The organism is Streptococcus mitis, from assembly GCF_009496205.1.
Classification (GTDB): Bacteria; Bacillota; Bacilli; order Lactobacillales; family Streptococcaceae; genus Streptococcus; species Streptococcus mitis_BN.
Window position 1 is genome coordinate 1 of the sequence record NZ_WIJO01000024.1, and the last position, 12,992, is coordinate 12,992.

Annotated in this window: 12 protein-coding genes and 1 pseudogene; 12 read left to right on the forward strand and 1 reads right to left on the reverse strand. The window is 42.1% G+C overall.

The window, feature by feature from the left end; translation table 11 throughout:
• Nucleotides 1-128 precede the first annotated feature (128 nt).
• Nucleotides 129-1,418: pseudogene (locus GEZ85_RS05380) on the forward strand (ABC transporter substrate-binding protein); the annotation flags it as partial.
• Between the two features lie 286 nt (nt 1,419-1,704).
• Here GEZ85_RS05380 and GEZ85_RS05385 read toward each other — a convergent pair.
• Nucleotides 1,705-3,549: an APC family permease gene (locus GEZ85_RS05385; RefSeq protein WP_153210148.1), complete on the reverse strand. Its 1,845-nt coding sequence runs from the start codon at nt 3,547-3,549 to the stop codon at nt 1,705-1,707.
• A gap of 157 nt (nt 3,550-3,706) precedes the next feature.
• On the opposite strand from GEZ85_RS05385, the gene GEZ85_RS05390 reads away from it, so the two are divergent.
• The 11 genes from GEZ85_RS05390 (at nt 3,707) to GEZ85_RS05440 (ending at nt 12,992) form a co-directional block, all read left to right on the forward strand.
• Nucleotides 3,707-4,480: a TatD family hydrolase gene (locus GEZ85_RS05390; RefSeq protein WP_153210147.1), complete on the forward strand. Its 774-nt coding sequence runs from the start codon at nt 3,707-3,709 to the stop codon at nt 4,478-4,480.
• Nucleotides 4,480-5,040, forward strand: coding sequence for a ribonuclease M5 (rnmV, locus tag GEZ85_RS05395; protein ID WP_153210146.1), 561 nt, complete (start codon nt 4,480-4,482; stop codon nt 5,038-5,040). The genes GEZ85_RS05390 and rnmV overlap by 1 nt, the downstream gene beginning before the upstream one ends.
• Nucleotides 5,041-5,111: 71 nt before the next feature.
• Nucleotides 5,112-6,023, forward strand: a complete 912-nt coding sequence (locus GEZ85_RS05400) for a helix-turn-helix domain-containing protein (protein ID WP_060627175.1) — start codon at nt 5,112-5,114, stop codon at nt 6,021-6,023.
• 446 nt (nt 6,024-6,469) lie between these two features.
• Nucleotides 6,470-6,766 (forward strand): lactococcin 972 family bacteriocin, encoded by a 297-nt coding sequence (locus tag GEZ85_RS05405; RefSeq protein ID WP_000815396.1) that lies wholly within the window; start codon nt 6,470-6,472, stop codon nt 6,764-6,766.
• A 76-nt stretch (nt 6,767-6,842) separates the two neighbouring features.
• On the forward strand, nt 6,843-8,873 hold the full coding sequence (locus GEZ85_RS05410) for a bacteriocin-associated integral membrane family protein (protein WP_194251521.1): 2,031 nt from the start codon (nt 6,843-6,845) through the stop codon (nt 8,871-8,873).
• 1 nt (nt 8,874) lies between these two features.
• A complete protein-coding gene (locus GEZ85_RS05415; RefSeq protein WP_000565528.1) occupies nt 8,875-9,516 on the forward strand; it encodes an ABC transporter ATP-binding protein in 642 nt (213 codons plus the stop codon).
• The gene (locus GEZ85_RS05420) at nt 9,509-9,817 is read left to right on the forward strand and encodes a hypothetical protein (protein ID WP_000333261.1); all 309 of its coding nucleotides are present in this window, start codon (nt 9,509-9,511) and stop codon (nt 9,815-9,817) included. Before GEZ85_RS05415 ends, GEZ85_RS05420 begins: the two co-directional genes overlap by 8 nt.
• Nucleotides 9,818-9,947: 130 nt before the next feature.
• Complete coding sequence (gene rsmA / locus GEZ85_RS05425) at nt 9,948-10,820, forward strand: 16S rRNA (adenine(1518)-N(6)/adenine(1519)-N(6))-dimethyltransferase RsmA (protein WP_153209776.1); 873 nt, start codon at nt 9,948-9,950, stop codon at nt 10,818-10,820.
• A 1-nt stretch (nt 10,821) separates the two neighbouring features.
• Nucleotides 10,822-11,700, forward strand: a complete 879-nt coding sequence (gene rsgA, locus GEZ85_RS05430; protein WP_153209775.1) for a ribosome small subunit-dependent GTPase A — start codon at nt 10,822-10,824, stop codon at nt 11,698-11,700.
• Nucleotides 11,701-11,710: 10 nt separating this feature from the next.
• Nucleotides 11,711-12,367: a ribulose-phosphate 3-epimerase gene (gene rpe, locus GEZ85_RS05435; protein ID WP_153209774.1), complete on the forward strand. Its 657-nt coding sequence runs from the start codon at nt 11,711-11,713 to the stop codon at nt 12,365-12,367.
• Nucleotides 12,330-12,992 (forward strand): thiamine diphosphokinase, encoded by a 663-nt coding sequence (locus GEZ85_RS05440; protein WP_153209773.1) that lies wholly within the window; start codon nt 12,330-12,332, stop codon nt 12,990-12,992. The genes rpe and GEZ85_RS05440 overlap by 38 nt, the downstream gene beginning before the upstream one ends.

Genomic DNA, 12,992 nt, shown 5'->3' on the forward strand with positions numbered 1-12,992 from the left:
GGTTTTCGGAACTTTGAAAACTTCAAAAAAAGGATTTTTATCGCTCTAAACATCAAAAAAGAAAGGACGAAATTTGTCCTTTCTCGAGCTTAGCTTTTCTTCAACCCACTACAGTTGACAAAGAGCCATCTTTGATTGAGTTTGATAAAAACCCTAATTACTGGGATAAGGACAATGTCAAAATTGAGAAAGTGAAACTCTCTTTCTTTGACGGTTCTGACCAAGACAGCATTGCTAGAGGTTTCTTGGATGGTAATTATACAGATGGCCGTATCTTCCCAACAAGTTCAGTCTTTGCTGAACTCAAGAAGGGAAATGAGGACAAGATTACCTATACACCGCAAAACTCAGTTACTTTCTATTATCTTTTCAACGTGAATCGTCAAAGTTACAAGCAGACTATGAAACAGTCTGATAAGGAAAAGACAGATTCACGCGCAGCTATGCAAAATAAAGATTTCCGTCAGGCTATCAACTTTGCCTTTGACCGTCATGCTTATGCAGCGCAGACAAATGGTGAAGATGGAGCAGACCGTATCTTGCGTAATACGATTACACCAAGTAACTTTGTTCAAGTTGGCGATAAGAACTTTGGTGATATTGTCAATGAGAAAATTGTCAACTATGGTAAAGATTGGGCAAATATCAACCTAAACGATGGTAAGCAAGCCTTCTTGAATCCTGAAAAGGCCAAAGAGAAGTTTGCCAAGGCCAAAGAAAGTCTGCAAGCTCAAGGAGTAACCTTCCCAATTCATTTGGATATGCCAGTTGACCAGACTGCTAAGTTGGATGTGCAACAGGCTGGATCTTTCAAACAAACAGTGGAAGAAACCCTTGGTAAGGAGAATGTGGTCATTGATGTTATCCAACTTTCTCCAGATGAAAAAGACCAAGCAACCTACTTTGCAGATACAGCAGAACAAAAAGACTACGATATCGACATCTCAGGATGGGGTGGAGATTACTCAGATCCGAAGACTTACCTAGCCATCCTTGATCCAGAGACAGGTTCTCAGTTGAAAAACATGGGCTTGTCTGAAGGAAAAGACAAGGAAGTTAAGGACAAGATTGGTCTTTCTGACTATAAGAAACTCTTGGATCAGGCAGACGCGGAAATCACAGATACTCAAGCTCGCTATGAAAAATATGCTGAAGCCCAAGCTTGGTTGACAGATAGTGCCCTCTTCCTACCAGTTCAAAGTGGTGGAGCCAACCCAATCTTCCGTAAGACTGTACCGTTTACAGGCCCATTCTCATTCGTTGGGAATAAAGGAAATGCTGACAACTACAAATATGTTGAATTGCAAAAAGAGGCAGTAACTGCTAAACAGTACCAAGAACTCTATGAAAAATGGCTGAAAGAAAAAGCTGAGTCAAATAAAAAAGCTCAGGAAGATTTAGCTAACCATATTCAATGATATTCCTAGTCATGCTTTTCAGTTAATACTCTTCGAAAATCTCTTCAAACCACGTCGGCGTTGCCTTACCGTAGGTATGTTACTGACTTCGTCAGTTCTATCTGCAACCTCAAAACAGTGTTTTGAGCTGACTTCGTCAGTTTCATCTACGATCTCAAAGCAGTGCTTTGAGCAGCCTGCGGCTAGCTTCCGAGTTTGCTCTTTGATTTTCATTGAGTATAAGCATAGTGACTGGTTTCAGAAAAAGGCCTTACCAGAACTTCTTGGTTCTGGTAAGGCCTTTTCTTTATTCTTTTAAGTGGTAAGAGTAGCTAGCGACAACGACGTCTTGGTGCCAACGGAGGGCGTATTTGAGTTTGAGGCTCATCTGGTTGTGTAGGATATTTTGCCAAGGTTTATTAGGGATAAACTGGGGTACCAGGACAGTGACTGTATAGTTCTTTTTCTGGGCTTCCTCGGAAATCCGTTTGACATACTTGACAGTAGGGGTGATGATGTCGCGGTAGCTGGTCTTGATATTTTTCAGAGTAATGGTTGGGAAGTAATCGACAAATTCTTGGAGAATTTCTTGGTCTTTTTCTGCTGTTTCCTTAGTAGAAATGTGCATGGCTAAGACTTCATCACCGATACTTTGAGCGTAGTTAATGGCTCCAACACTTACACGGGTGACATTCCCTACTAGGACGAGAACTAGATTTCCATCGTAGGTACGTTTTTGGATTCCTTCATAGAGTCGCAGTTGTTGAGCCACTTTTTGGTAATGACTGTGAATGGCCAAGAAGAGTAGGGTGAGTACGAGAATAATCGGGAAGAAAGGCCAGATATCGCTGAGACGGAAAAAGAGCAGGATCAGCACGATAGCGTAGCAAATGATGGCCCCAAGGATATTGGCAAGGGCAGGTTTTAAGAAATTTGCCCCTTTTTCTTTTTTCCAATGGCGAATCATCCCAGTCTGAGAAAGGGCGAAGGGAACGAAGACCCCGATAGTATAAAGAGGAATCAAACGTTCGGTATTGCCATTAAAAATGAGAAGAAGAATCATAGCCCCAAATGCCAGAGTTAAGATTCCGTTGGAGTAGCCTAGGCGGTCTCCTTTTTCCATAAAGAGGTGGGGCATGTATTTGTTTTTAGCCATATTGTAAGCCAGCATAGGGAAGGCTGAAAAGCCAGTATTGGCAGCTACGGCCAAAATCAAGGCTGTGGAGAATTGGAAGGTATAATAGCCAAGGTGGCCTAAGAAGGAATTACCAAGGATGCCTTGAGCCATCTGTGAAAGAATAGTTTCTCCGTGTTGAGGCATAATCCCCATCCAGTAGTTTAGGAAGGTAATACCAGCAAAAAGAAATCCTAGAATCAGTGACATAATGGTCAAGGTCTGAGCAGCATTCTTTTCTTTTGGAGCCTTGAAAAAGGGAACGGCATTTGAAATAGCTTCAACCCCTGTCAGAGAGGCAGATCCGCTGGTAAAAGCTCTTAGAATGAGAACGATAGACAGGCTCGGAACAGCATGCCCAATAGGTGAAGTTGCCTGATAGCTGAGAGACCCTGTCATTAGTTGAAAGATTCCGTAGAGCAAGAGAAAGACAGTACTGATGATAAAGAGATAGACAGGAATCATCAGTGAGCTGGCAGATTCTTTCAAGCCCCGTAAGTTCAAAAGCATGAGCAAGCAAACCAGAAAAATGGAGATGTGAAGGTTGTAAGGGTGGAGGACAGGGAGGGCTGCTGTGATAGCATCAGCTCCAGATGATACCGATACCGCCACAGTCAGCATGTAGTCAACCAGCAGACTACCTCCAGCGATCAAGCCTAGCTCGGGAGATAGATTTTCTCGAGTAACCATATAGGCCCCTCCTCCTTGAGGATAGGCATGGATGATTTGACGGTAGGAAACGGTCAGGCTGGCCAGAAGTAGGAGGACAAAAAGTCCGGTAGGAAGGCTCCACCATATCGCAAGAGGAGAGAGACTAGCCAAGACGAGGACTACTTGCTCAGGCCCATAGGCAATGGAAGATAGAGCGTCGCTTGATAACATGGCCAAGGCCTGCATTTTTCCCAGCAGACCTCCCTCGCCTTCTGTTAAGGACTTAAGAGGACGACCGATAAAAGTCTGTTTTAATTTTGTAAACATGGTATTTTCCTTTTCTGAAAATTTCAATAAGTGCTATTATACTGCTTTGGGAAAATAGCGTCAAGAGACGACGATGGATTTTAGAATATTTTGTACAGATGAGGAGAGAGGTCAGTTTTTTTGCTATAATAGAAGATAGAAAACGAGGTTAGAAGAGATGATTTTTGATACACATACACACTTAAATGTAGAAGAATTTGCGGGTCGTGAGGCAGAAGAAATTGCCTTGGCTGCTGAGATGGGTGTGACACAGATGAATATTGTTGGTTTTGATAAGCCGACGATTGAGCGTGCCTTGGAGTTGGTAGATGAGTATGACCAGCTCTATGCGACTATCGGTTGGCATCCGACAGAAGCTGGAACTTACACAGAGGAGATTGAAACCTACTTGCTTGACAAGCTCAAGCATCCAAAGGTGGTTGCCTTGGGTGAGATTGGTTTGGATTATCATTGGATGACAGCGCCGAAAGAGGTGCAGGAGCAGGTTTTTCGCCGTCAGATTCAGTTATCTAAGGACTTGGATTTGCCTTTTGTTGTCCACACCCGTGATGCGCTGGAAGATACCTATGAGATTATCAAAAGTGAGGGCGTTGGTCCTCGTGGTGGGATTATGCATTCATTTTCAGGGACGCTTGAGTGGGCAGAGAAGTTTGTGGACCTTGGTATGACCATTTCCTTCTCAGGAGTGGTGACTTTCAAGAAGGCAACTGACATCCAAGAAGCAGCTAAAGAGTTACCTTTGGACAAGATTTTGGTGGAGACGGATGCTCCTTACTTGGCTCCTGTTCCTAAACGGGGTCGCGAAAACAAAACATCCTACACTCGCTATGTGGTGGACTTTATCGCCGACTTGCGTGGTATGACGACAGAAGAGCTAGCGGCGGTAACAACTGCAAATGCAGAACGAATTTTTGGATTGGATAGCAAGTGATGAAGGAAAAAATTTCCCAAGTTATCGTGGTCGAAGGTCGCGATGATACGGCCAATCTCAAACGCTATTTCGATGTAGAGACCTATGAGACACGAGGTTCTGCCATCAATGACCAGGATCTAGAGCGGATTCAGCGCCTGCACCAACGTCATGGAGTCATTGTCTTTACAGACCCAGATTTTAATGGGGAGCGGATTCGTCGCATGATTATGACGGCCATTCCAACAGTTCAGCATGCCTTCCTCAAGCGAGATGAAGCTGTTCCTAAGTCCAAGACCAAGGGGCGTTCTCTGGGAATTGAGCATGCCAGCTATGAAGACCTGAAAACGGCTCTAGCTCAGGTGACAGAACAATTTGAATATGAGAGTCAGTTTGACATCAGTCGTAGCGACTTGATTCGCCTTGGTTTTCTAGCGGGAGCAGACAGCCGTAAGCGTAGAGAATATCTAGGAGATGCTCTCCGAATCGGCTATTCTAACGGCAAGCAACTACTCAAACGCCTAGAGTTGTTTGGGGTTACCTTGGCAGAAGTGGAAGAAGCTATGAAATCTTATGAGTAGGAAAGATGTAGCCGTTACAATTTTTTAAGTTTCACAGTATTTTTCGAAGCAGGTAGAAGAGGAGGCGTCTAATGTTAATTGGTCAAAAAATTAAAGAGATTCGGATAGAAAAAGGAATTAGTCGTCCAGATTTTTGTGGAGATGAGCAAGAACTGACAGTTCGTCAACTGTCGCGAATTGAAAGTGGAGCTTCGCAACCGAGTTTGCCCAAGTTAGACTATATTGCTCGCCGGTTAGGAGTTCCAGCTTATAGCCTTATGCCGGATTTTTCAGCTCTTCCTTCTGCTTATTTAGAATTGAAATACCAGATTTTACGTGAACCAATCTATGGTAAAGAAGAGGAGTATGATAAGAAGGAAGCGTGTTTGGAAGAGATAGAGGATTTATTTTATGAGCAACTTCCTAATGAGGAAAAAATATGGTTTGAAGCTACTAGAGCAACGATAGATGTTATTCGAAGCGGACGACCAGAATATGGGGAAACCGTACTGGACGATTATTTTAAAATAATTTATGATAAGGAATTGTTTTTGATAAATGAATTAGAAGTTATCAACTTATATTTTGCTATAGTGCTTACAAAGATAAAACAAGGTCAAAATCAGATTGAAGAAATTAACAGAATTCATTCGTTTTTAGTTCGTTTGACAAATCATGTAGAATTAATTGCACCAGAATATCTGTTTGCTTTAAGTAACACTTTGTTTTCGGGTCTAGCCTGTTTGGATAATTTGTCGTCTTATGATTCACTCGAAGCTTATATCTTTAGCCTTAATCATATAATGGAAAAAACACAAGATTTTCAGAAGAAACCAATTATATTAATGTTGGAGTGGAAATTATCTCTAATAATAAACAATGATTATGTTTCTGCCGAACAGTTCTATCAGAAATCGAAGCTATTTGCTGATATAATAGAAAATTCTTATTTAGTTACTATGTTGGAGAAACAATGGCAAGAAGATTTAAAAAAATATTTATAAACATAGTGAATCAGTGACAAAAATGTCCTTGTTCTAGTATTGAAATAGTTCTAAAGTTCGTCTTTAGGACTGTTTTTTATATATAAGCTAAAAATGACACGAAATGGTTCTATTTTAAGGACATTGATGCCCTTTGAGTTTATTTAAGAATAATTTATAATTAATAAAAATGTGAAAGGAGATTACAGTATGAACTTTTTTAGTTTATTTTATTTAGTTACTTGGTGGTTTAAATAAAATTTAGTTATGTCTACTTAGTCTCAAAAAATTTATTCATAACATATAATAAATACAACTTGATAGACTAAATTAGAAAAATAAGGAGAGGATACCATGAGGTGTTGCTTTGAAAAGGTCTATGATCCATGACTTAGTTTTACTTGAATAGAAAATGGACAATATATAATAAATATTTATGATAAAATAAAAAATAGAGGAGTATCAATATGAAACAAACAGTTAAAAAATTAGCCCTTGTAGCGAGCATTGCAGCAACATTAGGTGGAAGTGTAGCAGTAGTATCGGCCGCGGTTAAGTATCCAGATGGTGGTGTCTGGACGTATGGTTCAGGTGACGGAGGTGCTTACTCAAACTACTATCACTCTTCAGAATATCATAGCTCAACAGTTGTTAGTAGAAAAACTGGTTCATCTGATAAGGGATATGCTGGTGCTGGAGGGACTTCTCGTGCATGGATTCGTACTTCTTGGGGAGAGAAAGTTGCATTCTACTATAATGTTTAGAATGGTATAGCCCTATTGTTTAGCTTTACTTGGTCACCTTCTCACTAAGTGACCAAGTAACTTTTTGGAGGAAATGATGAAACGTTTATTTATTTTGATTTCAATGGTATTGGTATCGCTTTATATGGTGATAACTTCCGTTGACCATCGAGAAGAGATTTTATTTGGTAACTATCCTTCTGTTGATGTGACAGGAATGGTGATAAATCAACCAGTAGCTAGTCGCGAAGAGGTGACAGAGGCTTTGAGTCACTTGGCGGTAGAGCATAATAGTCTCATCGCCCGTCGGATTGTTGAGCCAAATGAAGCTGGAGAAACACGCTTTATCTATGCCACTTATGGTGAGGGAGAGCTTCCAGAAGGTCTGACCATTTCCTCCAAGGAGAGTTCAGAAACGAGTGATTTATTAGGGTCTTACTTGATTGTGTCAGGAAGTTTGGATGGAGTGAGTTTACAGACCACCTTGAAAGAACTTGGTTATCAAGGCTTTGTTTCGAATGGAGAAGATCCATTTTCGATAGTCTTATTATTGGCGGCCACCCCTATGGGGCTACTGAGTTTAGCTATTTTTCTGCTGACCTTTATGAGTTTGACTCTGATTTATCGGATAAAATCCCTTCGTCAGGCAGGGATTCGTTTAATCGCTGGTGAGAGCTTGTTTGGGGTTGCTCTCAGACCGGTGTTAGAAGATGTGAGACAGCTTATCTTCTCGGTGCTGGTATCCAGTTTTTTGGGATTGGGGATTCTCTGGTATCAAGGTGCCTTGTTTATGGCAACGGTGCAATTGGTCATCATTGGTCTTTTGCTTTATGGATTGGCCTTGGTAGGAATTTCTACCTTATTAAGTGTCGTATATCTACTTGGTTTACAAGAAAATAGTCTGGTGGATCTATTGAAAGGGAAACTCCCTCTCAAACGTATAATGACATTGATGATGGTGGGGCAACTCTTGGCCGTGCTGGTGGTCGGTTCGAGTGCGACTGCTCTCCTACCTCACTACCGTGAAATGCAGGAGATGGAGAGAGCTAGCGATAAATGGAGCCAGTCCTCAGACCGTTACCGTCTATCCTTTGGTTGGTCTAGTGCATTTGCCGATGAAGAAGGAATGCGTAAGGATAATCGTGAGTGGCAGACATTTACTGAAGAACGGTTAGCCAATACAGACTCTTTTTATATTATGAGCAATGTTGACAATTTCTCAGATGGAGCAGAAGTGGACCTAGATGGCAATCGTCTCAATGACTACACACCGTCAGGGAATGTCATCTATGTCTCACCGCGCTATCTGATAGAAGAAAAGATTACCGTTTCTTCAGAGTTTATGGATAAGATGCAAAACTTGTCTGAGGGAGAGTTTGGGCTGATCTTGCCTGAGAGCTTGCGAGAGCAGTCTGCCTACTATCAAGGATTATTTACAGATTACCTGCAAAACTTTTCATCTGAAAGTGTAGAAGTGACGAGTCAGAAACACTACCTCCCACAGGTAACGCTAGCTTTTACAGAAACAGGACAGGAACGCTTCCTCTATAACGATGGGTACAAGACGACACGCCAGTACCTAAAAGATCCGATTATTGTAGTTTTAACGCCGCAAGCGACTGGAACAAGACCTGTTGCAGGGATGTTATGGGGAACTACGGCTAATAGTGCCTTGAAATTAGATCAATATCAAGACAGCATCACAGCTCTAAAAGAGCAAGGTCTGTATCACAAGGTCTCTTATTTGGTAAAAAGCCAGCTATTTTTTGCCAAGGTACTAAATGACAAACGGATGGAGTTCTACTCTCTCCTTATTGGGACTATTTTGACTCTATCTACGGCTATCTTGTTATTTGATTCCATGAATCTTCTCTATTTTGAGCAGTTTAGACGGGAGATCATGATTAAACGTCTTTCTGGTATGACAATCTATGAGCTTCATGGCAAGTACTTACTGGCGCAAGGAGGAGTTCTCTTACTTGGGCTAATCCTATCTAGTGTTTTGACAGGAGATAGCTTGATTAGCGCTCTAGTTGTAGCTTTGTTTACGCTTAACGCTCTGTTGATTTTAGTTAGACAGGATAAAAAAGAAGAAGCTGGTAGCATGGCAGTATTGAAAGGAAAATAAGATGATTGATATTCAAGGATTGGAAAAGAAGTTTAATGACCGCGCGATTTTCTCTGGTTTAAACCTCAAGCTGGAGAAGGGCAAGGTTTATGCCTTAATCGGTAAGAGTGGAAGCGGAAAGACGACTCTGCTGAATATCTTAGGTAAACTAGAAAAGATAGATGGAGGAAGGGTTCTCTATCAGGGGAAAGATTTAAAAACCATTCCCACTCGTGAGTATTTTCGAGACCAGATGGGCTATCTCTTTCAAAATTTTGGCCTCTTAGAAAACCAATCAATCAAAGAGAATTTGGATTTGGGCTTTGTTGGTCAGAAAATCTCAAAAGTAGAACGTTTGGAAAGGCAAGTGGAGGCTTTAGAAAAAGTTAATCTAGGGTATTTGGATCTAGAACAAAAAATTTATACCTTATCTGGGGGAGAGGCTCAACGAGTTGCCCTTGCGAAGACTATTTTGAAAAATCCACCCTTGATTTTGGCAGATGAACCAACAGCAGCTCTTGATCCTGAAAATTCAGAGGAGGTTATGAATCTCTTGGTGGGCTTGAAAGATGAAAATCGAATTATCATCATTGCGACCCATAATCCCCTAGTCTGGAATAAGGCCGATGAAATCATTGATATGAGGGAGCTTGCTCATGTGTGAAAAAATCCGTATTCGCAGGGTATCTGATTATCCTAGTGCCAGAGGTGGTTTAGAAGATATTCTCATCATGGAAAATATGACCAATCATCTCCTTTTGGTTCAAATCCGAGTGAATGGCTATTTGCTTGATTTTGCTAGTATTGAAGGGCAAAGGCAAAAGCATTATCGTTTGAAAAATTTACCTCAAACGGTTGAACTGACAGTGGACGACGTGGAGGAGGATGTAGATTTGACCCTACCTGAAAATCGAAGTTATAAAGAAGCTGATTTTTTCGAACGGATGTTTCGAGAGAACCGCTAAGTCCACCTTTAAAGATTTTCAAGACTATCTTTCTTCATGAGAGAAGATAGTTTTTTGGTATGATTTTCACCCCCAAAATACAAGGGGAATGTGTTACAATAGTAGTAACAGATAATAGAAAAGAGAATAAATGAGAATTGCAGATTACAGCGTGACCAAGGCAGTGCTGGAGCGTCACGGTTTTACTTTTAAAAAGTCCTTTGGGCAAAATTTCTTGACGGATACCAATATTCTACAAAAAATCGTGGATACGGCTGAGATTGATGACCAGGTTAATGTCATTGAAATTGGCCCAGGTATTGGTGCCTTGACGGAGTTTCTGGCTGAGCGTGCAGCTCAAGTCATGGCCTTTGAGATCGACCACCGTTTGGTGCCAATCCTAGCAGATACCCTGCGTGATTTTGATAATGTGACCGTGGTCAACGAGGACATTCTCAAGGTTGATTTGGCGCAGCATATCCAGAATTTTAAAAATCCTGACCTGCCAATCAAGGTAGTAGCCAACTTGCCTTACTACATCACGACGCCTATTCTCATGCACTTGATCGAGAGCGGAATTCCTTTTAGTGAGTTTGTGGTCATGATGCAAAAAGAGGTAGCTGACCGCATTTCCGCTCAACCAAATACCAAGGCATATGGCAGTTTGTCAATCGCTGTGCAGTATTACATGACTGCCAAGGTTGCCTTCTTCGTGCCTCGTACGATATTTGTGCCCGCGCCAAACGTGGACTCTGCTATTTTGAAAATGGTGCGTCGTCCAGAACCAGCCGTAGCAGTAGAAGATGAGAACTTCTTCTTTAAGGTTTCCAAGGCTAGTTTTACCCATCGCCGCAAGACCTTGTGGAATAACCTGACAGGTTACTTTGGCAAGACTGAGGAAGTTAAGGACAAGCTGACCAAGGCTTTGGACCAAGCAGGCTTGTCACCAAATGTGCGTGGAGAAGCACTCAGCTTGACAGAATTTGCCAGTCTAGCAGACGCGCTTAAAGGGCAAGGACTCTAAGATGCAGGGACAAATTATTAAGGCCTTGGCAGGCTTCTACTATGTAGAGAGTGATGGTCAGATCTATCAAACACGCGCGCGTGGGAATTTCCGTAAAAAAGGCCATACTCCCTACGTTGGGGACTGGGTAGATTTCTCTGCCGAGGAAAATTCAGAAGGCTATATCCTCAAGATTCATGAACGGAAAAACAGTCTGGTCCGTCCGCCTATTGTCAATATTGACCAAGCTGTGGTGATCATGTCTGTCAAGGAACCTGATTTTAACAGCAATTTGCTGGATCGTTTCTTGGTTCTTTTGGAGCACAAGGACATCCATCCCATCGTTTATATTTCTAAAATGGATTTGTTGGAAGATAGAGGAGAACTGGATTTTTATGAACAGACTTATGGTGACATCGGCTATGACTTTGTGACCAGTAAAGAGGAACTCCTGCCTTTATTAACAGGCAAGGTTACGGTCTTTATGGGGCAGACAGGTGTTGGGAAATCAACTCTTCTCAATAAAATCGCACCAGACCTCAATCTTGAAACAGGAGAAATTTCAGACAGTCTGGGTCGTGGGCGCCACACTACTCGAGCTGTTAGTTTTTACAACCTCAATGGAGGTAAAATCGCAGACACACCAGGTTTTTCATCGCTGGATTATGAAGTGTCAACGGCGGAAGACCTCAATCAGGCCTTCCCAGAGATTGCTACTGCTAGCCGAGATTGTAAGTTCCGCACTTGTACCCATACCCATGAGCCGTCCTGTGCTGTCAAGCCAGCTGTAGAAGAGGGTACCATTGCGTCCTTCCGTTTTGACAACTACCTGCAATTCCTTAGCGAAATTGAAAATCGTAGAGAAACCTATAAAAAAGTCAGCAAAAAAATTCCAAAATAAGGAGAAACCTATGTCTCAATACAAGATTGCTCCGTCAATTCTGGCAGCAGATTATGCCAACTTTGAACGTGAAATCAAACGTCTAGAAGCAACTGGGGCAGAGTATGCCCATATCGATATCATGGATGGTCATTTTGTACCGCAAATCAGTTTTGGTGCGGGTGTGGTCGAGAGTCTTCGTCCTCATAGCAAGATGGTCTTTGACTGCCATTTGATGGTCTCTAATCCTGAACATCATTTAGAAGACTTTGCGCGTGCTGGAGCGGATATTATTAGTATCCATGTGGAAGCAACGTCTCATATTCATGGTGCCCTCCAAAAAATTCGTTCACTCGGTGTCAAGCCATCAGTTGTTATCAATCCTGGTACGCCTGTTGAGGCTATTAAGCACGTCCTTCACCTAGTTGACCAAGTCTTAGTCATGACAGTTAACCCTGGCTTCGGTGGTCAAACCTTTCTGCCAGAAACTATGGATAAGGTCCGTGAGTTGGTTGCTCTTCGTCAGGAAAAAGGTTTGAAATTTGAGATTGAAGTGGATGGCGGGATTGATGACCAAACTATTTCTCAAGCTAAAGAAGCTGGTGCGACCGTTTTTGTAGCAGGTTCCTATGTCTTTAAGGGAGATGTCAATGAGCGAGTACAAACTCTCAGAAAACAACTGGACTAGGGTTGCCGTTTTTGCTGGTGGAGACCGTGGTCATTATCGGACAGATTTTGATTGCTTTGTCGGAGTGGATAGAGGTTCGCTTTGGGTATTGGAGGAAGATCGTCCTCTTGCTCTAGCGGTTGGAGATTTTGATTCTGTGACGGAAGAAGAGCGACAGGTGATTCAAAAACGTGCCCAGCATTTTGTCCAAGCCCGACCAGAAAAAGATGATACAGATTTGGAATTGGCTCTCTTAACCATCTTTGAGCAAAATCCTCAGGCTCAAGTCACTATTTTCGGTGCTTTGGGTGGTCGTATTGACCATATGTTGGCTAATGTCTTTCTGCCTAGTAATCCCAAGTTGGTGCCCTATATGCGTCAGATAGCGATTGAGGATGGACAAAACTTGATTTCCTATTGTCCAGAAGGGACCAGTCAGCTAGAACCCCGCTCAGACTACGACTATCTTGCCTTTATGCCAGTTCGGGATAGCCAGCTGACTATTCTCGGCGCCAAGTATGAGTTGACAGAGAAAAATTTTTTCTTTAAAAAAGTGTACGCTTCTAACGAATATATAGATAGGGAAGTTTCGGTGACTTGCCCAGATGGCTATGTGGTCGTGCTGCATAGCAAGGACAGGAGGTAG

Bases quoted from the DNA above. Each gene is read 5' to 3' on its own strand.
- GEZ85_RS05410 (WP_194251521.1), top strand. From the start codon at position 6,843: ATGAAACGTTTATTTATTTTGATTTCAATGGTATTGGTATCGCTTTAT.
- rsgA (WP_153209775.1), top strand. From the start codon at position 10,822: ATGCAGGGACAAATTATTAAGGCCTTGGCAGGCTTCTACTATGTAGAG.
- GEZ85_RS05420 (WP_000333261.1), top strand. From the start codon at position 9,509: ATGTGTGAAAAAATCCGTATTCGCAGGGTATCTGATTATCCTAGTGCC.
- GEZ85_RS05440 (WP_153209773.1), top strand. From the start codon at position 12,330: ATGAGCGAGTACAAACTCTCAGAAAACAACTGGACTAGGGTTGCCGTT.
- GEZ85_RS05415 (WP_000565528.1), top strand. From the start codon at position 8,875: ATGATTGATATTCAAGGATTGGAAAAGAAGTTTAATGACCGCGCGATT.
- rnmV (WP_153210146.1), top strand. From the start codon at position 4,480: ATGAAGGAAAAAATTTCCCAAGTTATCGTGGTCGAAGGTCGCGATGAT.
- GEZ85_RS05385 (WP_153210148.1), bottom strand. From the start codon at position 3,549: ATGTTTACAAAATTAAAACAGACTTTTATCGGTCGTCCTCTTAAGTCC.
- rpe (WP_153209774.1), top strand. From the start codon at position 11,711: ATGTCTCAATACAAGATTGCTCCGTCAATTCTGGCAGCAGATTATGCC.
- GEZ85_RS05400 (WP_060627175.1), top strand. From the start codon at position 5,112: ATGTTAATTGGTCAAAAAATTAAAGAGATTCGGATAGAAAAAGGAATT.
- rsmA (WP_153209776.1), top strand. From the start codon at position 9,948: ATGAGAATTGCAGATTACAGCGTGACCAAGGCAGTGCTGGAGCGTCAC.
- GEZ85_RS05390 (WP_153210147.1), top strand. From the start codon at position 3,707: ATGATTTTTGATACACATACACACTTAAATGTAGAAGAATTTGCGGGT.
- GEZ85_RS05405 (WP_000815396.1), top strand. From the start codon at position 6,470: ATGAAACAAACAGTTAAAAAATTAGCCCTTGTAGCGAGCATTGCAGCA.